Below are 23,915 nucleotides of genomic sequence, written 5' to 3' on the forward strand. Positions count from 1 at the left end.
CGATGGCCGCCTTTTTTGTGCCTGGCGTCCCAGCTCCCTTGCTTTGCGGGCGAACGCATAACCGGTGGGAGCGGACCTGTCCGCGAAGGCATTTCAACAAGCGATAAGGATCTGGCGGATTCACTGACCTCTTCGCGGACAGGTCCGCTCCCACATGCTCAGAGGGTGCTGGTATCAGCTATCAGTCACTTCTCAATCACTTCCCCACGCTGTGGCGCCAATCTTGCGATCAGGCGATTTTGGGTGGGGACGGGGATGTGTTGGTCATCCATCGCATCAATCAGATTCTCCACCAGCGCATTGAAATCGCTGCGGCTGAGGTTCATGCCTTTATGCGCTTCGGCCAGCGTATCGCCGGTATAGGTGCAAGGCCCGCCTGCCTCGACGCAGAACTTCTCCACCAGCTTGTCGCGCACTCGCACGATGTCCACCTTGCGAAAGTACTCAACGATGCGCGGGTCGCGGGCAATGTGCAGCAACATGCCTTCGACGATCTTCTGAATGCCCGGCCGCTCGCCAAGCGCGTAATACAGACTGTCGTCCTTGGGCGGCTGTTGGGCGCAACCTGTCAGCAAGACCATCACAGCGATCATCAGCCAGCGCGAAGCGCCCATGCTAGAAACTCCCCTGAATCGACAGATAGGTGCCGTTCTGGTTATCGAGCGTGGCGATTTCACCCAGCCGCGCGTAGGCCAAAACGAACGACACATGCTTGTTCGGGAAATACCCGACAAACACATCGACCCAATTGCTTTCACCGGCAAACGACAGGTTGTCCGGCTTCTCGCGGTAATCCACGCCCACCGCCCAGCGAGGGTTGAACAGCAGGGCCACACCCCCTTCCTTGAGCACGCTGCGCGAATCCCGGCGGTCGCCGCCGAAACCCAACAAGCCGGTTTCATTGGCGCGGCTGTAGCGCAAGCCGCCGTTGACCACAACGTTGTAGCCAAACGCAGCGCCCATGAACAAGCGGCTGGCAGTGAGATAGCCCTCCACGTCCGAATCGCGTTGGGCGCCAATCAGTTTGGGGATCGCGAAGTCATTCTGATGCTTGTATTCAAGCCCCAGCGACACTTGCGGCAGGTTGTCGTAAATCAAATCGCCAAACAGCCGCACCTTGATCCCGAAAATATCCTGCGTCAGGTTGTCATCTGGCAGGCTGAATTTATTGACCAGCGAGCCCAGGTCGAAGCGCTGATGAGCGTAGGAAAGCTCCACGCGATTGCCATAGGTGGCTGCCATCCCGGCGACGTCCAGCGTGTAGTCCGGCAGGTCGACGTGGGTCGCGAACGCATTGGCGCCCCACTCGCCCTGCTCGCCATAACCGGCAAGAACCGCCCACGGAATGATCCCGCCGCCGGCGCTGCCCTCGATGCTGCTGGCGCCACCGGTGGCAATCAAGCGGCCCTGTTCGGCGTACGCCGCTGAAGTCAGAGCGGCCGCGCAGCAGCCAACGATGCTCAATAACACAGGGCTTAAAACTGCTGAAATACTACGTGTCATGTCCAATCTTCAATTGTCTACCGATCAATGAATCATCGCGCCCGGCGACTGGTGCGCCTTGAGCATCCATGCCTCGAACGCCACCGCATTGAGCGGCCGACTGATGAGATAGCCTTGGGCGGTGTCGCAATGCCAACGCTCCAGCAAGCGCAGGCTGTGGCTGTATTCGACGCCTTCGGCCACCACTCTGAGGCCCAGGTTGTGGCTCATCTCGATGGTCGAGCGCACGATAACGGCGTCTTCGCTGGTCTCGTCCAGATCACGCACGAAAGACTGGTCAATCTTCAATTCCTGCACCGGCAACCGCTTCAAGTGCGCCAACGAAGAATAGCCGGTGCCGAAGTCGTCCACCGACAAACTGATGCCACAGTCGCGCAGGCGATTGAGGACCCGCAACGCATGCTCGGGCTCCTTCATGACGGCGCTTTCGGTGATCTCGAAAACAAGCTGTTCGGCCGGCACGCGATAGGACTTGAGCAATGCCGACACGCGGTCGGCCAGTTCGCCGCTGAGCAAATCGTCCGCCGAGATGTTGACGGAAAGCTTCACGTACAGACCACGAAGCCGCCATTCGGCCATTTGCCGCATGGCCTCCTCAATGACCCAATTGGTGAGAATCTGGATGCTGCCAGTGCGTTCGGCCAGAAGGATGAATTCAGCCGGCGAGACGCTGCCGAAGCGCGGATGCTGCCAGCGCAACAGGGCTTCGGCCTCGCGCACGCGGCCTTGGCGGATGTCGAGTTTGGGCTGGTAATTCAAACTCAGCTCGCCATTGCGGGCGGCATGCCGCAGGTCACGGATCAGGCTGATCTGACGCTGGTGCGCAAGATCACGGCCGTCTTTATACACTTGCAGACGCCCCGGTATGCTCGCGGCATCCTGACGGGCAATCGCGGCGCGCTTGAGCAGCTCCGACGCCACGTCGCCATTGGCCGGGTAGGCCGCGATGCCGACGGCACAATCGAGGGTGATGTCGTGCTCGCCGATACGCTGCAACTTGGCGAGCAAGCGTTGCAGGCGGTCAGCCAGTGCGACAGCGCTGTCGGCCTCGGCGTGCTCAACCAGCAGCAGAAATTCTGACGCACTCAGGCGCGCGGCCGTGTCGCCGGGCCCGAGCGGCAGTTGCAAGATCCGGGCGATTTCCTGCAGCAGTTGATCAACGCTTTCAGTACCGATGCTGTCGCTGATCGAGTGAATGTTATCTACGCTCAGATGCAACAGGGCTACCGGACGCTGCGCTGCAATCGCGCTGCCGAGACGTTCCATGGCCAGCGCCCGATTCGGCAAGCCGGTAAGCGCGTCATGCAGGGCGTTGTGCGCCAACTGCTGCTCGCGCGCCGCGATGCCGCGTTGCATCGAATTGATCGCGCCTGCCAGCAACCCCAACTCGTCGCTACGCTCCAGCATCACCGGGGTGCCATAATCGCCCTGACGAATACGCTCGGCGGCACGGGCCAGTGCGCGCACCGGCAGCGACACACTGCGCGCCAGCAATAACGTACCGATCAGCGAGCCGATCAAGGCAATGATCGTGATCCAGACAATTTTCTCGTCCAGTGGCGCAAACGCGAGCATCGCTTGGTCGAGCGGGCTTTGCAGCAAGGCGACGACCTGGCCGTCGGTGGCATCGGTGGTGGTGTCGAGCAGCAGCGTTTTGCTCAGAAAACGCTGACTTTGATGCTCGGTCATTTGCGTCCGGCCTTGGGACGGATCAAGCATCACTGCCCGCAAGCTGTCGAACAGCGAGGCAGGCTGAGTGCTGACGATCTGCCCCGGCACCTGATGCACCACCGACAGGAACGACACCTCCAGACCGCTCAACGAACGCAGTTCCTGCGCCAGATCGTTGTCCATGGCAAATCCCATCACCACCCGAGCGATGGGCAGCGGCGCGAGCACCGTGCTCTCCACCAACAGATGAGGTGTGCCTTGCAGCGGCACGATGAGCATCGACTGATTGCGCGCTTTCAAATCACGCAGCGCCTGAATGTAGGGAAACGGCGAACCTTCGGGGATTTGCGAAACGGTGCTGGCCATGACGGTGCCGTCCATGCCCAGCAGGAACATGTCACTGGCATTGATGCGCGCGCCGTGGTTCTGCAGGACTGAACGAATGGTCGACGAATCGGCTGAGGCCACGGCATCGCGGAAACCGAAGTCGCTGGAGAGCAATTGCACGGCGTCGCGCAATCTTTTGCCGCGCATTTCCAGCAAACCCTCGAACACCCGCGTGCCCACTTGCAACTGAGCCTGGGCCTGGGATTGCACGGCCTCTTGGGTCGCGGCCTTGACCGCCGAAAACACAGCCACCACCACAATCAGCAGCAAGAGAATGAGCACGCCCGCGATACGGGCCTGAAAACTAGTGCGCAGCTTCATCGTGCGCAGCCTTGTTGAAAGCATCGCCAAACGCACTCGCAGGCGGCGCTGACGGCATGTCATTGCCCTTGGGCTGGAGCGCAAGGCTGAAGCGCTGATGCAGACCGCCTGCCGGGATTTCGATGTCGCCTCCTGCGAGCGGCTGCATGTCGGCCACCTGTGGGTGCCAAAGCGTGGCCACGTAATGGCCCGGCGGCAGCTGATCGAGGGTCAGAGAGCCTTTTTCGTTGCTCACACCAAACCAGGCATCGTCGGTCACGTAAACATAGCCCAACATCCAGTCGTGGACGTTGCAGCCAAGCACTACAACCCCAGGCTTGTCGAACAACACCGGCGCAGAGGGGGTGCCACCATATAGCCGAAGCTCAAAACGTTTGGGCGCAGAAAAGGAATAGACCTGATGGCGGATGTTATCGCTGTTGGGAAATTTGATTTCGGTGCCGGTACGCACTGCCAGCACATGTGGCGCGAATTCTTGATTGCGCTGGTCCATGTCGGCCTGGAGCGGCGGATTCGCCAGGCCCGCAGGTCCTTTGAGCGTCAACACGGCGTCTTTCACCGGCTTGCCTTGGGCGTCGAAAAACTCGGCATTCAGGGTCGCGGCGCTGGCAGCGCTGCTGATGAAGGCCACAAAAGCAGCGGCCAGATAGAACGAAACAGCATGAGTCATACAAACAGTCCAGAGCAGTCACGCTGATAAAGGAAGTGCCAGCCCTGGCGGATTTTATGTTTCAGCCCACTCAGCCGACGGAAAACTAGCCTTCCTTCATTAAGGAAGGCGTATAGCCATCAAGCAAATGCTGCCGACGAAAGGCAAAATATGCTGCTCATTTCTATCTATCGCATTCCATCTTCAATGCTATCGACCATAGCTATTGAAACCTGAGGGCGACTGCCCCATCTAAGGCACATCTCCATTTGCGCAGGTGCCCCATGAGCGACCAGCAAGCAGACTCACAGAATTCCTCAGACGACTTCGACGACGAACCCGAATTCAGCCTTGGCTCCGACCGTAAAAGCCTCGCGCTGCCAGGCCAGAACCTTCCGGATCAGGTCTACATCATCCCGATTCACAACCGCCCTTTCTTTCCGGCGCAGGTCTTGCCGGTCATCGTCAATGAAGAGCCCTGGGCCGAAACGCTAGAACTGGTCAGCAAGTCCGATCATCACTCGCTGGCGCTGTTCTTCATGGACACCCCGCCAGACGACCCACGCCACTTCGACACCAAGGCGCTGCCCGAATACGGCACGCTGGTGAAGGTGCACCACGCCAGCCGCGACAATGGCAAATTGCAGTTCGTCGCCCAAGGCCTGAGCCGCGTGCGCATCAAGAACTGGCTCAAGCACCATCGCCCGCCGTTTCTGGTGGAGGTCGAGTACCCGCACCAGCCCAACGAGCCGACCGACGAGGTCAAGGCCTACGGCATGGCGCTGATCAACGCGATCAAAGAGCTGCTGCCGCTGAACCCGCTGTACAGCGAAGAGCTGAAAAACTACCTCAACCGCTTCAGCCCCAACGACCCTTCGCCGCTCACCGACTTTGCTGCTGCCCTGACCTCCGCCACCGGCGTTGACCTGCAGGCCGTGCTTGATTGCGTCCCGGTGCTGCGCCGCATGGAAAAAGTCTTGCCGATGCTGCGCAAGGAAGTGGAAGTTGCGCGCCTGCAGAAGGAAATCTCTGCCGAAGTGAATCGCAAGATCGGCGAGCATCAGCGCGAGTTCTTCCTGAAAGAACAGCTCAAAGTCATCCAGCAAGAGTTAGGGCTGACCAAAGACGATCGCAGCGCCGACATCGAGCAGTTCGAAGAGCGGCTGGTGGGCAAAACCCTGCCTTCACAGGCCCGCAAGCGTATCGACGAAGAGATCAACAAGCTGTCGGTGCTGGAAACCGGTTCGCCGGAATATGCCGTCACGCGCAATTATCTGGATTGGGCGACTTACGTGCCGTGGGGCGTGTTCGGCAAGGACAAGCTCGACCTCAAGCACGCACGCAAAACCCTGGATGCGCATCACGCAGGCCTTGATGACATCAAGAGCCGCATCCTGGAATTCCTCGCGGTCGGCGCCTATAAAGGCGAGATCAGCGGCTCCATCGTCTTGCTGGTCGGGCCGCCTGGCGTGGGTAAAACCAGTGTCGGGCGCTCGATTGCCGAGTCCTTGGGGCGTCCGTTCTATCGTTTTAGCGTCGGCGGCATGCGCGACGAAGCAGAAATCAAGGGCCATCGTCGCACTTACATCGGCGCCCAACCGGGCAAGCTGGTGCAGGCGCTCAAGGACATGGAAGTGATGAACCCGGTGATCATGCTCGACGAGATCGACAAGATGGGCCAGAGCTTCCAGGGCGACCCGGCCTCGGCGCTGCTGGAAACCCTCGATCCGGAACAGAACGTCGAATTCCTCGATCACTACCTGGACTTGCGTCTGGATTTGTCGAAAGTGCTGTTCATCTGCACCGCCAACACCCTGGATTCGATTCCTGGCCCGTTGTTGGACCGGATGGAAGTGATTCGCCTGTCGGGCTACATCACCGAAGAAAAACTCGCCATCGCCAAGCGTCACCTGTGGCCCAAGCAGCTTGAAAAAGCCGGTGTGGCCAAAGACAAACTGAGCATCAGCGACACCGCTCTGCGCGCCGTGATCGAAGGTTACGCGCGGGAAGCCGGCGTACGGCAGTTGGAGAAACAACTGGGCAAGCTGGTGCGCAAGTCCGTGGTCAAGCTGCTGGACAATCCGGACACGGTCGTCAAGATCGGGCCGAAGGATCTGGAAGCATCGCTGGGCATGCCGGTGTTCCGCAGCGAACAAGTGCTGTCGGGAACAGGCGTCATTACGGGCCTTGCATGGACCAGCATGGGCGGTGCCACGTTGCCGATCGAGGCCACGCGGATTCACACGCTCAATCGCGGCTTCAAGCTCACCGGGCAGCTGGGTGACGTGATGAAGGAGTCTGCGGAAATCGCCTACAGCTACGTCAGCTCCAATCTGGCGAAGTTTGGCGGCGATAAGACGTTCTTCGATGAAGCGTTCGTGCACTTGCACGTACCCGAAGGCGCGACCCCGAAAGACGGCCCGAGCGCGGGCGTGACCATGGCCAGTGCGCTGCTGTCCCTGGCACGCAATCAGGCACCGAAAAAAGGCGTGGCCATGACCGGCGAACTGACGTTGACCGGGCATGTCCTGCCGATTGGCGGCGTGCGCGAAAAAGTCATCGCAGCGCGGCGCCAGAAGATCTTTGAACTGATCCTGCCAGAGCCCAACCGTGGCAATTTCGAAGAGCTGCCGGACTACCTGAAAGAAGGCATCACCGTGCATTTCGCGAAGAAATTCGCGGATGTGGCGAAGGTGTTGTTCTAACTAAGCAGACCCACACCCAACCTGTAGGAGCCAACTTGTTGGCGAGGCGGCTTCACAGGTTGAGCCTGGCCAGACTTCTCGCGAACAAGTTCGCTCCTACAGGTGCAGGATCACCTACAGGGTTTCACCGCCGCACGCTTCGGTTATGCTCGGCATACGTTGCCCACGACCGGAGCCTTTATGACCCCTGCCCGCCTGCTCGTCCCGCTCAGCCTCGCCCTGTTGGCCGCTTGCGCCCAGCAACCCAAACAAGTCGTATCCCTCGATGACCAAAGCGACTGCCCGATCAAACTCAAGACCGGCCAGACCCTGCTGCTCATGCTCCCCAGCAATCCCACCACCGGCCACCGCTGGTTGATGCAAAACCCTGCGCCGTCGATTTTGCGCAGCCTGGGGCCTGAGGTTTACAACAACCCCGAAGACATCGGCACCGTCGGCACAGCGGGCCAATCAGTCTGGCGCTATCAGGCGGCGAACGTCGGTGACGGACACCTGATGATGGTTTATCAGCAGCCGTGGGCGCCGGAGGTCCCGCCCGAGCGCACTTTCGACTGCGCGATCACGGTGAACTGACGTGTTCACCCTGCGCGTCATGACCCTGAAAGATTACGACGCGGTGATTGATCTGATGAAGCGCACCCCAGGCGTTACGTTCCGGGATGCCGACTCACGGGAATCTACCGCCCGGTATCTGCAGCGTAATCCCGACTTGAGCTTCGTCGCCGAACTCGATGGCGCGCTCGCTGGATGCGTGATGTGCGGACACGATGGTCGCCGTGGCTATTTGCAGCACCTGGTCGTGGCACCGGAATATCGACGCCAGGGTCTGGCAGCCTCGTTAGTTGAGCGCTGCCTGTCAGGGCTGGAACAGGAAGGCATCGTCAAATGCCACCTCGACGTGATCAAGACCAACACCGCCGCAGCCCAATACTGGAGCGGCCAGGGCTGGAGTTTGAGGACGGACATTGATCGGTATTCGTTTATCCGGTCAGGCGATCACAACGCCTGAAAGGACCGATCAGACAGTCAAAAAACGTGGGAGCGGACCCGTCCGCGAAGAGGCCCGCCAAACACCGAAGCCCCGTCAGACCTCAACTGCCCGGACATGCACCCCAAACCCACTCTCACCCGGCGCGATCTGCGGCCGCAAGGTCAACGCCGGAATCTCGTAATCCCCTGCATTTTGCTGCCGAAATGCAATCGGCGGCGTTGTCCACAGATCATCCAGCCGCCGACCCAGCGCCTCACACGTTTCGGCAAACCGGACCTCATCGACACGGCTGGTGCGATAGACCAGGAATGGCGGCAGTACACCGAACCCCGGGTAATGCAAAACCCCATGCTGGATCGGAAACAGCAGATCCTCCATCGGCCCATTGATCCCGCGCTCGGAATAATGGGAATCCCAGCCACCCATCGTCACCATCAGCATCGCGCGCTTGCCGGCCATGGCGCCCTCCCCATAGCGACTGCCCCAACGCGCATCCGAATGCTCGCCGACGCCATAGGCAAAACCATACGCATACACCCGCTCGACCCAACCCTTGAGAATCGCCGGCATCGAAAACCACCACAGCGGAAACTGCAAAATCACGGCATCAGCCCAGCGCAGTTTTTCCTGCTCACGGCTGATGTCTTCGCGCTGACGACCGTTGGCGAACGCGTGCTTTGAGTCCAGCGAAGGATTGAAGTACTTGCCCACAGGCGGGTCCTGGCTGTCATCGGCATCGACCGTCGCTTTCCATTCCATGGCGTACAAGTCCGAGACCTGCACCCCATGGCCGGCCGCCTCGAGCCGCTTGATGGTGAAATCCTTGAGCGAACCATTCAGCGACTTGGGTTCGGGATGGGCGTAAACAATCAGAACATTCATGGCATGACCTCCGGTAACTGAGGCATGCACAGTGAAACGACGGCGGGTATATTGGAAATGAATATCCAACATCCCAGGTATAGACGTGAACAATCTCCAGCGCTTGGACCTTAACCTGCTGGTCACCCTCGACGTTCTGCTCACCGAGCACAATGTCACCCGCGCCGCCGAGCGTTTGCACCTGTCGCAGCCCTCGGTCAGCGTGCATCTGGCCAAGCTGCGCGACATCTTCGGAGATCCGCTGTTGTTGCCCGGCCCACGGGGCATGCAGCCGACGGCCCGAGCTGACGAGCTGCGCGAGCCATTGAGACGCGCGCTCGAAGGACTGGGCCGCGCGGTTGCGCCTGTCGCGCCCTTCAACCCGACTGAGGCGACGAATACCTGGCGCATCGGGGCAGCGGACTACGGCGAATCGACCATCGTCCTGCCAGCCCTGAAACGTCTTCGCAGTGACGCGCCCCTCACACAACTGGCCGTCCTGGACCTGAGTCCTTCGCGCGTGTTCAAACACGCCGAGCAAGGCGCCATCGACCTCGCGCTTCAGTCGGCCGACGATGCACCGCCCGGTCTGCACCGACAGTCTTTGTTCAAGGAGCGCTACGTGCTCGTAGGACGCATCGGCCATCCGCGTTTGAAGCAACGCATGACGATGCAAGACTTCTGCAATCTGGAACACGTTCTGGTTTCCAAAGAAGGCAGTGGCGGGTTCTTTGGCGTGACAGACCAATCGCTGTCAGAGGTCGGACTGAGCCGCCGCGTAGCGCTGTCAGTGCCGCATTTCCTGTTTGCGTTGTCAGTGCTGGCAAGCACCGATCTGGTCGCGATGCTGCCTTCACGACTGGTGATGGGGAGAAGTGATCTACAAGCGGTCGAGGCCCCGGTCCAAGTGCCAGGGTTCGAGATGGTGATGGTGTGGCACGAGCGTGTACATCGCGATGGTGCGAACCAGTGGTTGCGTGCGGTGTTGGGCGCAGGCTTGGGTGATCAAGCGTGACCATCAGTCTGCATGCGCCCCGATAGCCTCAATCGGCGAGCAACACTGCCGCATCGAAACCCAAACGCAAATTGCCCCAATGCCGTCCTTCGAAGAAGAACGGCACGTCGATCTCGGTCATGATTTCGCCGGTGTCACGCAGGTAAGTCTGCAGCAGGAAGCGCTGTTTATTGGCTGCTGCACGTAAGCCGATGGGGTCGGAGAACATGCGTTTGTTCCGGCAGACCGGCAGGTCAACGTCGCGATTACCCGTAGGCTGTTTCGACACCCAGCTGTTATTCACCGGGCAATATCCTTTAGCGTCGACGATGAACGAGACTTTACCGCCGCGCGTGCCTTTGGTCAGCGCATCGCAGGCTTCCTGACAGACCTGGGCGAAGCGTTCGGTGTAACTGGTAATGTATTGCTTCGGATCGGTATTGGGGATCAGTTTGTAGCTTTGATCGAACAGGTTGACCCCTTGCTTTTGCAGTTCGGCCAAGCGTAACTGCAACCCGTCGCGGCACTGGCTGGCGCGGGTGATTGCGGCGTCCAGCGGGCCATGACCGAGTACGAATTTGCCCAGCAGCGCCTGTACTTTTTCCGCCACGCCAGACAGATCGCGGGTCGCCGTCGCAGAGTGCTGCATGCGCTGGTCAATGGACTGGCTGTCAGCATGGATTTGCGTCACGCGCTCGTTGATCCCGGTGTTACTGTCGGCAAACTGCTGGATGTGCCCGGCGATGTCAGCGAGCTTGCCGTTGGTGGACTCAAAGTCCCCGATCATGCTTTCGAAATGTCCGGAAGCGCGCTCGACGACCTTCTGGGTTTCACGGGCGCTGTGGCTGATCTGCGTGGTTTGCTCGTGGGTCGAACCGACTTCCAGCAGCATGGCGTCGATGTTTTGCGAGATGTCATCGGTGGCGCGGCTGACGTTCTGCGCCAGCGTACGCACTTCGTCAGCAACCACCGCAAAACCACGGCCACTCTCCCCCGCACGCGCCGCTTCGATGGCCGCGTTGAGCGCCAGCAAGTTGGTCTGGGAGGAAATCTGCTGGATCAGCCCGACGATGGATTTGATGCTGGAGGAGCGTTGATTGAGCGCCGACACCAGCGTGCCGAACTCATTGAGGCTGCGGGAGATTTCGCTGATGTTGCCGGTCACCTCCAATAGCTCTGAATAGGAGGCACGCGCCATGCTCAGGTTCTGCGCGGTGGTACTGGAAATGCCTTGCGTCTGCTGCGACACCTCTTCGATGCGCCCCACTGCTGTGTTGCTCTGCTCCATGACTTCCTTGGCAAAACGCGCCTGATGGGTGGCGCTGTCGCTGGAGTCGCTGATGTTCTTGAGCGAGCGCGCCGACTCAACGGCAATGTGCACGGTCAGCGCCTGAACGTTGCTGATGATCTCCCGCTGTTTGGCCAGAAAGCGGTTGCAGGTGCTGGCCAGCACGCGAATTTCATCGTGGGTCAGCAGCGGCAGATCCTTGGACAGATCGCCCTCGCCGTTGGCGATTTCTTCCAGCGCATGAGTCATGTACGTCACAGGCCGCACGATGAGATGACGGAAATACCAGACCATGAAACTCACCAGGCACAACGTGAACAGCGTGCTGAACAGAATCGCGTTGCTCAGGCCATCGAGTTTGCCCTCGATCTGCGCCAGCAACCCGGGGTCCAGTTGCGCGTTGCGCAGCTGAAACAGGATGTCGGCACGAATGCTCAGCGCCACCCAGTACAGCAAGCCACTGACCACCACCAGCAGAAAAAGGCTCGACAACTTTTTAGTCAACGAGTCGAAAAACTGCCTTTCGATGGACTCGTACAAGGCCTTTAACGTCTGCATGCCGTGGCTCCCTGGGGCAAGATGGAAAGTGGTGCTCTAGGGGATATGAATCGGCTGTTGGGGCGAAAGCTTTAACGTGGGATTGTGCTGACGATCTGCCGGGCACGGCCGCTATGTAAATGCCTGCTTACGGCGGGTGGAATCCGACAGTGTTTGAGCGGTGGTCAGATCGGGGCCGCTGCGCAGCCCATCGTCGGCAAGCCGGACTCCTACGCCCTTCGGGCAGAATCAAAAGTGCAGAGTTCGACATCTCACCGCTTCTGCCCGAAGGGCGTAGGAGTGCAGCTCGCTGACGATCTGCCGGGAACCGGCAGTAAATTCTAAGGACGGAGCAACTGTAGGAGCGAACTTGTTCGCGAGGCGCCATCCCGGATATACCGGGATAACCGCTTCGCCAACACGTTGGCTCCTACAGAACCGGTGTTTATTTCAGATCAAACCGGTCAAGGTTCATCACCTTGGTCCAGGCCGCCACGAAGTCGCGCACGAAGCCTTCCTGCGCGTCCGCACTGGCGTAAACCTCGGCCAGCGCGCGAAGCTGAGCGTGTGAGCCAAACACCAGATCGACGCGAGTTCCGGTCCATTTCACGGCACCGGTTTTACGATCGCGACCCTGAAATTCGTCCTTGCCTGGCGCGATGGCGTTCCACTCAGTGTTCATGTCCAGCAGGTTAACGAAGAAGTCGTTGGTCAGCGCTTCTGGACGCTGGGTGAACGCCCCGTGTTTGCTCTGTCCGACATTGGCATTGAGCACCCGCAGCCCGCCCAACAGCACGGTCATTTCCGGCGCGGTCAACGTCAGCAGTTGCGCTTTGTCGACCAGCAACGCTTCGGCCGAAACCGTATATTTGCCCTTCAGATAATTGCGGAAGCCATCGGCGATCGGTTCAAGAAAGCCGAAAGACTCAACATCCGTCTGCTCCTGAGAAGCATCCATACGGCCCGGTGTGAACGGAACTGTCACCGACTGACCGGCGTTTTTCGCTGCTTGCTCTACACCCGCACTGCCCGCCAGCACGATCAGGTCGGCCATTGAGATTTTCTTGCCACCCGACTGCGCGCCATTGAACTCGCGCTGGATGCCCTCCAGGGTTTGCAGCACTCTGGCCAATTGCTCCGGCTGGTTGGACGGCCAATCCTTCTGCGGTGCAAGACGAATGCGACCACCATTGGCGCCGCCGCGTTTGTCCGAGCCGCGGAACGTCGAAGCAGCAGCCCATGCAGTCGATACCAACTGCGAGACTGTCAGGCCAGAAGCCAAGACTTTGCTCTTGAGGGAAGCCACGTCATTTTCATCGACCACCGCGTGATCAAGCTCCGGAATCGGGTCTTGCCACAGCAGCTCTTCAGCCGGCATTTCCGGGCCGAGGTAGCGTGCCAGCGGACCCATGTCGCGGTGAGTCAGCTTGAACCAGGCGCGGGAAAACGCATCGGCCAGTTGATCCGGATTGTCCCGGAAGTTGCGGGCAATCGGCTCGTAGATCGGGTCAAACCGCAGCGCCAGGTCCGAAGTCAGCATGGTCGGTGCATGGCGTTTTGAGGGGTCGTGAGCGTCCGGAATGGTGCCTGCGCCCTCGCCATTTTTGGGTGTCCACTGATGGGCGCCAGCGGGGCTTTTGGTCAGTTCCCAATCGAAGCGGAACAGGTTTTCCAGATACTCGTTGCTCCACTTGGTGGGCGTCGAGGTCCAGATCACTTCCAGGCCGCTGGTAATAGTGTCAGCGCCTTTACCGGTGCCAAAACTGTTCTTCCAGCCAAAGCCCTGTTGCTCGATGTCCGCAGCTTCCGGCTCGGCGCCGACGTTGTCAGCCGGGCCTGCGCCGTGGGTCTTACCGAATGCGTGACCGCCGGCAATCAGGGCGACGGTTTCCTCATCGTTCATGGCCATACGACCAAAAGTTTCGCGGATGTCGACGCCAGAGGCCACAGGATCTGGTCGACCTTCAGGGCCTTCGGGGTTCACGTAGATGAGGCCCATCTGCACTGCAGCGAGGGGGTTTTCGAGGATGCGTTCGCCATTATCGGTGCGGCTTTCTTCCTGACCGTGCATTTCAGGTTCGGCAACCAACGTGCCTTCGCCAGGCTGTTGCATCACCTTCTGCGCGCCGTAACGGTCTTCGCCGCCCAGCCACGTGGTTTCAGCGCCCCAATACACGTCTTCGTCCGGCTCCCAGACGTCGGGGCGGCCGCCCGAAAACCCGAAGGTCTTGAAGCCCATGGACTCCAGCGCGACGTTGCCGGTAAGAACGATCAGGTCAGCCCAGGAAATCTTGCGGCCGTATTTCTGTTTGACTGGCCATATCAGCCGGCGAGCCTTGTCCAGGCTGACGTTATCCGGCCAGCTGTTAAGCGGTGCGAAACGTTGCTGCCCCGCGCCCGCACCACCGCGACCATCGCCCGTGCGGTATGTGCCCGCGCTGTGCCAGGCCATGCGAATAAACAGCGGGCCGTAGTGACCGAAGTCCGCTGGCCACCAATCCTGAGAATCGGTCATCAGCGCATGCAGGTCTTGTTTGACGGCGGCGAGGTCCAGGCTTTTGAATTCTTTGGCGTAGTCGAATTGCTCACCCATTGGGTCGGACAAGGGGGAATGCTGGTGCAGAATTTTCAGATTGAGTTGTTTTGGCCACCAGTCGCGGTTGGTCGTCCCGCCACCTGCAGCATGGTTAAAGGGGCACTTCGATTCGGTCGACATGATTTTTATTTGTCCTCACAGGTATGGATCAGCCAGTTTCAGCCGACACTCGATCAATACTAGTCGTATCAGCCGAGACTTCTAATAGACGAAACCAACGCCAACGATAGGCTGCCTCTTTTACAGTTCGAAGCGGCACGCTTAGCGACTTAAAAAAAACAAAAAAAAGGGGCTGATCCGTAGCCTTTCGCCAAGAATCAACCCCTGATTTGAAACCAGATTCAGCTATTGAAAAATGCTGGCATCAATGGTGCCGACGATCAAACTCGCCCCGTGTGCGTTGAGATGATTGAAATCCTGATACCAGGAACTGTCGTCGCCGATCAGACAGGTCTGGTCTTTGCAGAACAGATTATCCAGCGTCACCAGCTTGATGCGATTGCGGGCGCTTTGGCTTTGGAACAGATCACGCGAGTAGCGCTGCAACGCGTCATGCTTGGCCATCGGCACTGAAACGTCCGACACCAGTTGCAACTTTTGCTGCTCGGGCTCCTCGCCCAGACGCGCCAACCGGTAATACAGATTCTTGGGATTGATTACCTGCTGTGGCACCTGCGCGACTACATACACCTGGGTGCCGATGCTGCGATAGGCCTCGATCGTGCGATCGAGCGCCGCCGCGAATACCTGGCGCGACGCTTCCCGCGATTTACTGCGACTTTGCTCTGACACCAGGAAATACTGGCTGAGTTCGCTCTGGTCGTAGTTACCGTCGGTATACAGCGTCCAGCGTGAAACAAGCACCAGGCGCTTGATGCCGTGGGATTTGACGTATTCAAACTCTCTGTCAGCCAATCGGGTGCACACGCCGGGGGCATAATTGCCATTGGCGACGTCGAGCCCCATCAGCGGAGGGCAGCCTCCGAGCCCGATGTGCACGATGGTTTCGCCCCGCCCCTTGGCTGCCGCATCGAACGCGGGTAGCAGCGCCTCCGAATGGCTGTCGCCAAACACCGCCATGTCGGGGCTCGCTTGCGCATTGGCCATGCCGAACAGGCAGAAATCCACGACGCCGCTTTTGCCATCGTCATTACTGGCGCAGTGGCTGCGAACATCGGTTTCGGCAAATTCGCTGTCCAGCCCCCGGTCGATATTGAAGCGCTGGTTGAAGCCATTGCTTATGTAACCCGTGAGGCCAAACGCGATGAACAGCACCGATCCAACAGCGCCCAAGGCAAAAATCCGCTGCCGGCTGAACGTGGCTTTTTGTCGAAACGCCTGCTCGACGAAGCGCCAGCTCAGGTAGGCCAGCACCAATGAAAACACAGCCAAGACCAACATGACGGCGACCGAAGGCTCTTTGAGCGTGCTCTGCCGCGCGAAGGCGAACACCGGTTGGTGCCAGAGGTAGGCGCTGTAGCTGATCAGCCCGATAAAGACGAAGCCGCGACTGCTCAACAAACGCCCGACCCACGTTTGAGGCGTGGCGAACAGGATGATCAATGCAGCGCCCAGCGTAGGCACAAGCGCGTGCAAGCCTGGGAATTCGGTGCTGCTGTCGAAGGCAAACACCGCGTAGGCAATCAGCCCCAGCCCAAGCAGCGTTGCGAATTGGTTGATGGGGCCGTGAGCGTTTTCAACCCGGGGGCGCCAGGAGAAGTAAAACGCGATGAACGATCCCACCAGCAACTCCCAGGCCCGGGCGTGCAGCAGGTAGAAACTGGTGCTCGATCCTTGCGCCGCGCCGATCTGCGCCATCGTCAGGCTGGCAACCGCGCCGACTGCCAGCAACGCCACGATCCACGTCCGGCCCAACTTCCAGGTCAGCATCAGCAACAGCGGGAACAGCACGTAATACTGCTCTTCCACCGCCAGCGTCCAGGTGTGCAGCAGCGGTTTGAGTTCAGCGGAAGCATCGAAATAGCCACTTTCGAGCCAGAACAGCAGGTTCGACGAAAAGATCGGCACCGCCACCAGGCTCTTGGCGAAGTATTTGAAGTCCGGCGGATCAAGAATCAGCCACGCCGCTGGCAGGCAGATCAGCATCATCACGAACAGCGACGGGAGGATGCGTCGGGCCCGGCGTTCGTAAAACGTCACCAGCGAGAATTTCCCGGCCAGCATCTCGGACAGGATGATCGACGTGATCAGGTAGCCCGAGATCACGAAGAACACATCGACCCCGACAAATCCGCCAGAGAATACATGCAGGCCAGAGTGAAAAAGGATGACGGGAATGACAGCGACCGCGCGCAGCCCATCGACTTCGGGGCGGTACTTGAGTGCAGGGTTATGAACGTTCCCCATGATCGGGATCTTCCTTGGCAATGAACGGGTGATGACAGGTGATGGCAACGCCATTGGCCGCACAAAACTAAGCCAAGCGACATCACGAGCTCACGCCGGACGGAAAATCCGGACATAGCTACCGCTAGCACATTTAGTTGAGATGACGAGTGCCGCAGAAAGCGGCAGAGAAAGGCTTTGAAGCAGATTTTTTAGTGAACGCTGATTTTTTACAGGAGCCGGGAAAGCCTGTCCAGCGTGGGGGACGAATGCGCTATCAGGCCTACAAAACCAGAATATCGATCCCCTGAAAAGTCCATATCTGTACCAAAAACGAAACACTTCCTACATGCACCGAGGATTTTTCTGACATTGATTCTCACTTGAGATTTACACATAATTGAGAATAGTCCTCATCTGTGTGTTCGGTTTTGGAGTTTTGGCATTTCATGCGCATCTTGTCCCCTGTCTCACCCCACGTCCTTTCGCTCATCGCACTCGGTATTTTCAACAGCGCGTATGCGGCGGATACCACATTGAATCTGCCGAGCACTGACATCAACTCCACCGCAGTCAGCAGCGATGTCGACAGCTCCGAGGGTTATCAGGGCAAGCCGAGCAGCACGACCACGCGCCTGAATCTGACGACGCAGGAAACGCCCCAAGGCGTGACCAATATCAAGCGCGAGCAGATCGACGACTTCAAACTCAACAGCATCCGCGATGTGCTGACCAGCACTCCCGGCGTCAACGTGCAGAAAGCCGAAACCGATCGGACTTACTTCACCGCGCGCGGTTTCGACATCACCAATTTCCAGTACGACGGCACGGCCATGCCGCTGACCAATGGCCTGCTGGTGGGTGATATCGATCTGGCACCTTACGAGCAGGTCGACATCCTGCACGGCGCCAATGGCCTGATGTCCGGGGCGGGCAATCCGTCGGCCACAGTCAACTTCGTGCGCAAGCGACCGACTTACGATCCCCAGGCGAAGATTGATCTGACGGCAGGTTCATGGGACAAGCGCCGCGTGGACGTCGACGTTTCCGGCCCGCTGACTGACTCGGGCAATGTGCGCGGGCGGATGATTTACGCCAATGAAAACGGCAATTCATACCTGGATCGGTACTCGCGCGAAAAGAACATTTTCAGCGGCATGCTGGCTTTTGACCTGAGCGACAGCGATGTGCTGACGGTGGGCTTTGAGGATCAGAAAACCGATGCCAACGGCGCCAGCTGGGGCGCGCTGCCATTGGTCGACAGCAACGGCCAGACCATTCATTACAGCAGCACGCATTCGAACATCGCCCAACCGTGGGTGTACTGGAACATTCACACCCAGCGGGCTTTCGGCGAGTGGGAGCACACCTTCGCCAATGACTGGAAGTCCAAACTGACGGTCTCCGGCGCCGAGCACCGCGAAGACACTGAAATGTTTTACATGTACAGCGACGCAACCTCGGCCACTGGGTACAGCGGCCTGGGCTCGAAGTACAAAGACAAGAACCTGGAGCTGAGCGGCGACTTTTCCCTCAGCGGCCCGTTCACCCTCGGTGGTCGCGAACACGAGCTGACCGTTGGCGCCAATGCCGCACGCCAGCGCAACCGTGAGTCTTCGCAGTATGGCGACACCCTCAATTATTCGCCGGTAACGCTTAGCGACGCTTTGCATGGCTACTTGCCGCGACCGACGTACAACGCCGCCCTCCCGGACGCCACCTCCAACTACACCGATCGGCAGAAGAGCCTTTACGCCGGCGCGCGTTTCAGCCTGACCGACGATCTGCACCTGATCACCGGCGCCCGTATGCTCAGCGCTGACAGCAACGGTGAAAACTATGGCTCAGCACGGGAAGTTCGCATCCACGGCAAGGTCACGCCCTACGCGGGCATCGTCTATGACCTGACGCCTGAATACGCGCTGTACGCCAGCTACACCGAGGTTTTCAACCCGCAGTACTACCTCGATACACAGGGCAAGGTGCTTGATCCGCTGGAGGGCAAAAGCTACGAAGCGGGTATCAAAGGCCAGCTGATGGACAAAAAACTTAACGTCAGCGCGGCGGTGTTCCATGCCAAACAAGACAACGTCGCCGGTAACTCGACGTACGACGCATCTCTGGGCGGCTATGTGTATGAGGCCATGTCCTACGACAGCAGCGGCATTGAGCTGGAAGCGTCTGGCGAAGTGCTGCCTGGGCTGCAGGTCAACGGCGGCTACACCTACGTCTACATCACCGATGACGACGATAATCGCGCACGCAAATTCATCCCGCGTCACTTGCTGACATCGTCAATGACCTACCGCCTGCCCATGGCGCCGAAAGTCAAAGTCGGCGGCAGCGTCAGCTGGCAGAGCAAGACCCAGAACGACACCACGACGGCCGCCAAGCAGGACGCTTACGCGCTGATCGGCCTGATGACGCGATACGACATCGATGATCACTGGAGCACTCAGCTCAACCTCAACAACCTGACCAACGAGAAATACCTGCAAAGCCTACGCTTCGACCAGAGCAACTACGGCGACCCGCGTAACTTCATGGCGTCGGTGAGCTGGAAGTATTGAGGGTTGGGTAGACGCGTTGAATCACGCGGTGGGTCAGGTGCGGCCGAAGTGGCTGGTTTCGGGGCCGCTTCGCGCCCCATCGCCTGCAAGCAAGGCTCCTACGCCCTCCGCGCAGAGGCGGATTGCGGCGACGTTCGGTTTTGATTCTGGGCGTAGCCCGTAGGAGCGCCGCTTGCTCGCGATCTGCCGCGCAGCGGCAGTAAACCTGTGCACGCGGTGGGCCAGGTACGACCGAGGTGGATGGTTTCGGGACCGCTTCGCGCCCCATCGCCTGCAAGCAAGGCTCCTACGCCCTCCGCGCAGAGGCGGATCGCGGCGACGTTCGGTTTTGATTCTGGGCGTAGCCGTAGGAGCGCAGCTTGCTCGCGATCTGCCGCGCAGCGGCAGTAAACCTATGCACGCGGTGGGCCAGTTGCGAACGAGGCGCTTGGTTTCGGGACCGCTTCGCGCCCCATCGCCTGCAAGCAAGGCTCCTACCCGCCTCGCGCAGAAGCGGATCGCGGCGACGTTCGGTTTTGATTCTGGGCGTAGCCCGTAGGAGCGCCGCTTGCTCGCGATCTGCCGCGCAGCGGCAGTAAACCTGTGCACGCGGTGGGTCAGGTGCGACCGAAGTGGCTAGTTTCGGGGCCGCTTCGCGCCCCATCACCTGCAAGCAAGGCTCCTACGCCCTCCGCGCAGAGGCGGATCGCGGCGAGTCTCTGCTCTTGATTCTGGGCGTAGCCCGTAGGAGCGCCGCTTGCTCGCGATCTGCCGCGCAGCGGCAGTAAACCTGTGCACGCGGTGGGCCAGGTACGACCGAGGTGGATGGTTTCGGGACCGCTTCGCGCCCCATCGCCTGCAAGCAAGGCTCCTACGCCCTCCGCGCAGAGGCGGATCTTACAAACGCCGAGGCTCATGCGCCCTCCGGGCAGAAGCGGATCGGTGCACATCAATCTTGTTGGAGCGAGGCTTGCCCGCGAAGCTGTTAGCGCTGGGCGAAGGTCGTAACGCTTTTCTCACCTAAGGGCTGGTCAGCACTCGGCCCGAAATACTCGACCGCCGCATCAATGAAGCTTCTGAGCTTGGCCGTGCGTTGGCGATCGGCTGAATACAGCAAATGCATCTGGCGCACAGGCGCCTGGAAATCGGTCAGCAGCGGGATCAATTGCCCCGTCGCGATGGCTGGCTTGAGAAAGTCCAGCGGGCCAAGCACCACACCGAATCCATCAAGCGCCGCAGACAGCAACGCCTTGCTCTCGTTGACCCGCAAGCGGCTGCGGACCTGAACACGGTGCACCATCTCCCCCTGATGAAACTGCCATTCACTGTCGGCTGGTCGCGACCAGTACGCGTAACCGAGACATTCGTGTTCAGCGAGGTCAGCGGGCACAGCAGGTGTACCGCGCTCCTTTATGTACGCAGGCGCCGCGCAGGCGATGAGTCTGTAAGGCGCCAGCGGTCTGGCCGTCAGACTTGAATTAGCGATCGGCCCCAGACGGAACGCCGCCTCATACCCCTCTTCCACCAGATCGACAAAGCGATCGGTCAGGTGCAGATCAATCTCCACTTCAGGATACCGCCGCAAAAACGCTGTCACGAACGGCATCAAGCTCCAGGAGCCGAACGTAACCGGGGCGCTGATCCGCAATTTCCCTCGCGGCGTGGCGTTCATGACTTGCGCCAGGGAATCGGCCGCCTCGGCCTCAGTCAGAATGTGCTTGCAGCGCTCGTAGTACGCTGCTCCCACCTCTGTCAGGCTTTGTCGACGGGTCGTGCGGTTCAGCAAGCGCGTGCCGAGCCGTTGTTCCAGGGCGGCCACATGCTTGGCGATCATTTGCGGTGACATATCCAGACGCCGTGCAGCCGCGGCATAGGACCCTTCCTCGGTCGCCACCACGAACGCATTCATGCTGCTCAGTCGGTCAATCATTCGACACCCACAGTTGAGAGAGCAAGTCACCGACAGTCATTTATCACTCACCGGATGTCAATCACCATGGCCGCTCACTTCCTCAAAGGAGCACTCACATGCGAATCGGAATTATCGGAGCAGGCTTTATCGGCCGCGCAGTGGCCCAACTGGTGATCGCGGCCGGTCACGAAGCATTGCTGAGTAACTCACGCGGCCCCAAATCATTGAGCAGCGTGGCCAGCGGCATTCCCGGCTCCAAGGTAGGCACCGTCGAGGACGCTGCCGCTTTTGGCGATGTAGTGCTGGTGGCCATCCCGCTGGAGCATTACCGCAGCCTCCCCGCCTCGCTGCTGGAAGGCAAAACCGTACTGGATGCCAACAACTATTACCCTGAGCGCGATGGACGAATACCCGCGCTCGATCAGTTTGAAACCACCACCAGCCAGCTGCTGGCAGAGCATCTTTCGGGTTCTAAGGTGGTCAAGGTGTTCAATGCGATTTTGGCGAACGACTTGCTGACCGACGCACGCCCTGCTGGTGCGGCTGATCGGCGCGCGCTGCCCGTTGCCTCGGATGATCCCGCCGCCAAAACATTGGTCATCGACCTGCTGGACCACATCGGTTTCGACAGCGTAGATGCTGGCGGGCTGGAGGAAAGCTGGCGTTTTGAGCGGGCAAAACCTGCCTATTGCATTGCGCTGGATCGCACGGGGTTGATCGCAGCGTTGGCGGCGGCGCAGCGGGATGTCGAACTGGAGCACGGCTCCTGGCGGCATTGATCGCCATTGATTGAAGGTAAATGACCGAGTGATGAGATGAGGTTTCGGCCGGGTGCGGTAATTGGCTAAAATGCCGCACTTTTCGTCGCCCCCACCGGAATCATCGTGAGCCAAGACCCCGACCGCCTTTTCGCCCAACCGCTGCCTCAGGTGCCGGACTTCGCCTTCAATGAGGACGTGGTGCGGGTGTTCCCGGACATGATCAAGCGCTCGGTGCCGGGTTATCCGACGATCGTCGAAAACCTCGGCGTGCTGGCCGCGCAGTTCGCTCAGCCCCACAGCGTGTTGTATGACTTGGGCAGTTCATTGGGAGCAGTCACTCAAGCGTTGCGCCGCCACGTGCGCACGGAAGATTGCCGGGTCATCGCTGTGGATAACTCCAGCGCGATGGTCGAGCGCTGCCGCGAATACCTCAACGCTCAGGACTCGATGTTTCAGGAGCTGCTACCGGTTGAAGTGATCGAGGGTGACATTCTCGCGCTTGAGTTTCAGCCGGCCTCGGTGGTGGCGCTGAACTTCACCTTGCAATTCATCGCACCAGACCAGCGCCTGGCATTGTTGGGCCGCATTCGCCAGTCGTTGCTGCCGGGGGGCGCGCTGATTCTTTCGGAAAAGCTGCGTTTCGATGACCCTCAAGAACAGGCGTTGCTCACCGATCTGCACATCGCGTTCAAGCGCGCCAATGGATACAGCGAGCTGGAAATCGCGCAAAAACGCAGCGCCATTGAAAACGTGATGAAACCCGACAGCCTTGAGCAACATCGTGAACGCCTGATGGCTGCGGGGTTTTCGAAAGTCGTGCCGTGGTTCCAGTGCCTTAATTTCGCCTCTTTGATTGCCCTGCCATGATTGATCTTGATCCATTGGTCCGCCGTCTGGCGGGCACCCCCCTGTATACCTGGGCGCAAACGCTGCAGGCGCAACTCGACACCAAGATGGAAAAAGGTCACGGCGACCTGGAACGCTGGCAAGGCGCACTGAATGCGTTGCCGGCCCTGACGCCCACACTTATCGATCTGAAAGACAGCTTTACCCTTGAAGCCGATTGCAACGGTGAAGTCCGGACACAGACGCGCAAAGCGCTGATGGGCCTGTCGCCTTGGCGCAAGGGGCCGTTCAACGTGTTCGGCGTGCACATCGACACCGAATGGCGCTCGGACTGGAAGTGGTCGCGGGTTTCGCCGCATCTGGATCTCAAAGGCAAGCGCGTGCTGGATGTCGGCTGCGGCAACGGCTATTACCAGTGGCGCATGCTGGGTGCAGGCGCTGATTGCGTGATTGGCGTCGATCCAAACTGGTTGTTCTTCTGCCAGTTTCAGGCCATGCAGCGCTTTTTGCCGGATCTGCCGGCGTGGCACTTGCCGTTCACTCTGGAAGACTTGCCGCCCAAGCTGGAAGGCTTCGACACGGTATTTTCCATGGGGGTGCTGTATCACCGCAAATCGCCGATCGATCACTTGCTGGCGCTGAAGGATTGCCTGGTCAAAGGTGGCGAACTGGTGCTGGAGACAATGGTAGTGCAAGGCGACGCGCAGCAAGTGCTGGTCCCGGAAGACCGGTACTCGCAGATGCGCAACGTATGGTTTTTGCCTTCGGTACCCGCGCTGGAGTTGTGGCTCAGGCGAGCGGGCTTTGTCGATGTGCGCTGCGTCGATGTCAGCACCACGACGGTCGAAGAACAACGCAGTACTGAGTGGATGCGGTTTCAGTCGTTGCGTGACTACCTCGACCCCGAGGACCACAGCAAAACCGTGGAAGGCCTGCCAGCACCCCGCCGCGCGGTGATTGTAGGGCGTAAGCCTTAGCTACGGAAAACGCGCCTGTAG

General features: G+C 59.5%; 17 protein-coding genes. 8 read left to right on the forward strand and 9 right to left on the reverse strand.

The window, feature by feature from the left end; all coding sequences use genetic code 11:
* Positions 1-185 precede the first annotated feature (185 nt).
* Genes ACWKWM_RS05485 through ACWKWM_RS05500 form a run of 4 tightly spaced genes read right to left on the reverse strand, consistent with a single transcriptional unit; the run spans position 186 to position 4,552 of the window.
* Positions 186-614, reverse strand: coding sequence for a group I truncated hemoglobin (locus ACWKWM_RS05485; RefSeq protein ID WP_483845155.1), 429 nt, complete (start codon positions 612-614; stop codon positions 186-188).
* Between the two features lies 1 nt (position 615).
* The gene (locus tag ACWKWM_RS05490; RefSeq protein ID WP_483845156.1) at positions 616-1,503 is read right to left on the reverse strand and encodes a DUF3034 family protein; all 888 of its coding nucleotides are present in this window, start codon (positions 1,501-1,503) and stop codon (positions 616-618) included.
* Positions 1,504-1,527: 24 nt separating this feature from the next.
* Positions 1,528-3,882: a putative bifunctional diguanylate cyclase/phosphodiesterase gene (locus ACWKWM_RS05495; RefSeq protein ID WP_483845157.1), complete on the reverse strand. Its 2,355-nt coding sequence runs from the start codon at positions 3,880-3,882 to the stop codon at positions 1,528-1,530.
* Positions 3,866-4,552, reverse strand: a complete 687-nt coding sequence (locus tag ACWKWM_RS05500) for a methylamine utilization protein (protein WP_483845158.1) — start codon at positions 4,550-4,552, stop codon at positions 3,866-3,868. The genes ACWKWM_RS05495 and ACWKWM_RS05500 overlap by 17 nt, the downstream gene beginning before the upstream one ends.
* A 263-nt stretch (positions 4,553-4,815) precedes the next feature.
* On the opposite strand from ACWKWM_RS05500, the gene lon reads away from it, so the two are divergent.
* From lon to ACWKWM_RS05515, 3 genes are all read left to right on the forward strand, one after another.
* Positions 4,816-7,236, forward strand: a complete 2,421-nt coding sequence (gene lon / locus ACWKWM_RS05505) for an endopeptidase La (protein ID WP_483845159.1) — start codon at positions 4,816-4,818, stop codon at positions 7,234-7,236.
* 180 nt (positions 7,237-7,416) lie between these two features.
* Positions 7,417-7,809: a protease inhibitor I42 family protein gene (locus ACWKWM_RS05510; RefSeq protein WP_483845160.1), complete on the forward strand. Its 393-nt coding sequence runs from the start codon at positions 7,417-7,419 to the stop codon at positions 7,807-7,809.
* A gap of 1 nt (position 7,810) precedes the next feature.
* Entirely contained in the window at positions 7,811-8,245 is a 435-nt protein-coding gene (locus tag ACWKWM_RS05515; RefSeq protein WP_483845161.1) for a GNAT family N-acetyltransferase, read from the forward strand.
* Positions 8,246-8,320: 75 nt separating this feature from the next.
* Here ACWKWM_RS05515 and ACWKWM_RS05520 read toward each other — a convergent pair whose 3' ends face one another.
* Entirely contained in the window at positions 8,321-9,109 is a 789-nt protein-coding gene (locus tag ACWKWM_RS05520; RefSeq protein ID WP_483845162.1) for an NAD(P)H-dependent oxidoreductase, read from the reverse strand.
* Between the two features lie 85 nt (positions 9,110-9,194).
* Here ACWKWM_RS05520 and ACWKWM_RS05525 point away from each other — a divergent pair, with 85 nt between their 5' ends.
* The gene (locus tag ACWKWM_RS05525; protein ID WP_483845163.1) at positions 9,195-10,103 is read left to right on the forward strand and encodes a LysR substrate-binding domain-containing protein; all 909 of its coding nucleotides are present in this window, start codon (positions 9,195-9,197) and stop codon (positions 10,101-10,103) included.
* Between the two features lie 28 nt (positions 10,104-10,131).
* Here the strand turns inward: ACWKWM_RS05525 and ACWKWM_RS05530 are convergent, their stop codons facing one another.
* The 3 genes from ACWKWM_RS05530 to ACWKWM_RS05540 form a co-directional block, all read right to left on the reverse strand.
* Positions 10,132-11,928 carry a methyl-accepting chemotaxis protein gene (locus ACWKWM_RS05530; protein WP_483845164.1) on the reverse strand — a complete coding sequence of 599 codons (1,797 nt, stop codon included), beginning with the start codon at positions 11,926-11,928 and terminating at the stop codon, positions 10,132-10,134.
* Positions 11,929-12,352: 424 nt separating this feature from the next.
* Positions 12,353-14,623 (reverse strand): catalase/peroxidase HPI, encoded by a 2,271-nt coding sequence (katG, locus tag ACWKWM_RS05535; RefSeq protein WP_483845165.1) that lies wholly within the window; start codon positions 14,621-14,623, stop codon positions 12,353-12,355.
* A gap of 225 nt (positions 14,624-14,848) precedes the next feature.
* Positions 14,849-16,870 (reverse strand): acyltransferase family protein, encoded by a 2,022-nt coding sequence (locus tag ACWKWM_RS05540; protein WP_483845166.1) that lies wholly within the window; start codon positions 16,868-16,870, stop codon positions 14,849-14,851.
* A 428-nt stretch (positions 16,871-17,298) separates the two neighbouring features.
* Between ACWKWM_RS05540 and ACWKWM_RS05545 the strand changes: the two genes are divergently transcribed.
* Complete coding sequence (locus tag ACWKWM_RS05545) at positions 17,299-19,419, forward strand: TonB-dependent siderophore receptor (RefSeq protein WP_483845167.1); 2,121 nt, start codon at positions 17,299-17,301, stop codon at positions 19,417-19,419.
* Positions 19,420-20,383: 964 nt separating this feature from the next.
* Here ACWKWM_RS05545 and ACWKWM_RS05550 read toward each other — a convergent pair.
* Entirely contained in the window at positions 20,384-21,328 is a 945-nt protein-coding gene (locus ACWKWM_RS05550) for a LysR family transcriptional regulator (RefSeq protein WP_483845168.1), read from the reverse strand.
* 98 nt (positions 21,329-21,426) lie between these two features.
* On the opposite strand from ACWKWM_RS05550, the gene ACWKWM_RS05555 reads away from it, so the two are divergent.
* The 3 genes from ACWKWM_RS05555 (at position 21,427) to cmoB (ending at position 23,894) form a co-directional block, all read left to right on the forward strand.
* Complete coding sequence (locus ACWKWM_RS05555) at positions 21,427-22,089, forward strand: NADPH-dependent F420 reductase (RefSeq protein ID WP_483845169.1); 663 nt, start codon at positions 21,427-21,429, stop codon at positions 22,087-22,089.
* 105 nt (positions 22,090-22,194) lie between these two features.
* Positions 22,195-22,938, forward strand: a complete 744-nt coding sequence (gene cmoA, locus ACWKWM_RS05560) for a carboxy-S-adenosyl-L-methionine synthase CmoA (RefSeq protein ID WP_483845170.1) — start codon at positions 22,195-22,197, stop codon at positions 22,936-22,938.
* On the forward strand, positions 22,935-23,894 hold the full coding sequence (gene cmoB, locus ACWKWM_RS05565; protein ID WP_483845171.1) for a tRNA 5-methoxyuridine(34)/uridine 5-oxyacetic acid(34) synthase CmoB: 960 nt from the start codon (positions 22,935-22,937) through the stop codon (positions 23,892-23,894). Before cmoA ends, cmoB begins: the two co-directional genes overlap by 4 nt.
* Positions 23,895-23,915: the final 21 nt, after the last annotated feature.

Source organism: Pseudomonas rosaeacicularis (assembly GCF_057128745.1).

Excerpts from the sequence above, each read along its gene's own strand:
- ACWKWM_RS05485 (WP_483845155.1), bottom strand. The coding sequence starts at position 614 with ATGGGCGCTTCGCGCTGGCTGATGATCGCTGTGATGGTCTTGCTGACA.
- ACWKWM_RS05490 (WP_483845156.1), bottom strand. The coding sequence starts at position 1,503 with ATGACACGTAGTATTTCAGCAGTTTTAAGCCCTGTGTTATTGAGCATC.
- ACWKWM_RS05495 (WP_483845157.1), bottom strand. The coding sequence starts at position 3,882 with ATGAAGCTGCGCACTAGTTTTCAGGCCCGTATCGCGGGCGTGCTCATT.
- ACWKWM_RS05500 (WP_483845158.1), bottom strand. The coding sequence starts at position 4,552 with ATGACTCATGCTGTTTCGTTCTATCTGGCCGCTGCTTTTGTGGCCTTC.
- lon (WP_483845159.1), top strand. The coding sequence starts at position 4,816 with ATGAGCGACCAGCAAGCAGACTCACAGAATTCCTCAGACGACTTCGAC.
- ACWKWM_RS05510 (WP_483845160.1), top strand. The coding sequence starts at position 7,417 with ATGACCCCTGCCCGCCTGCTCGTCCCGCTCAGCCTCGCCCTGTTGGCC.
- ACWKWM_RS05520 (WP_483845162.1), bottom strand. The coding sequence starts at position 9,109 with ATGAATGTTCTGATTGTTTACGCCCATCCCGAACCCAAGTCGCTGAAT.
- ACWKWM_RS05530 (WP_483845164.1), bottom strand. The coding sequence starts at position 11,928 with ATGCAGACGTTAAAGGCCTTGTACGAGTCCATCGAAAGGCAGTTTTTC.
- katG (WP_483845165.1), bottom strand. The coding sequence starts at position 14,623 with ATGTCGACCGAATCGAAGTGCCCCTTTAACCATGCTGCAGGTGGCGGG.
- ACWKWM_RS05540 (WP_483845166.1), bottom strand. The coding sequence starts at position 16,870 with ATGGGGAACGTTCATAACCCTGCACTCAAGTACCGCCCCGAAGTCGAT.
- ACWKWM_RS05545 (WP_483845167.1), top strand. The coding sequence starts at position 17,299 with ATGCGCATCTTGTCCCCTGTCTCACCCCACGTCCTTTCGCTCATCGCA.
- ACWKWM_RS05550 (WP_483845168.1), bottom strand. The coding sequence starts at position 21,328 with ATGATTGACCGACTGAGCAGCATGAATGCGTTCGTGGTGGCGACCGAG.
- ACWKWM_RS05555 (WP_483845169.1), top strand. The coding sequence starts at position 21,427 with ATGCGAATCGGAATTATCGGAGCAGGCTTTATCGGCCGCGCAGTGGCC.
- cmoB (WP_483845171.1), top strand. The coding sequence starts at position 22,935 with ATGATTGATCTTGATCCATTGGTCCGCCGTCTGGCGGGCACCCCCCTG.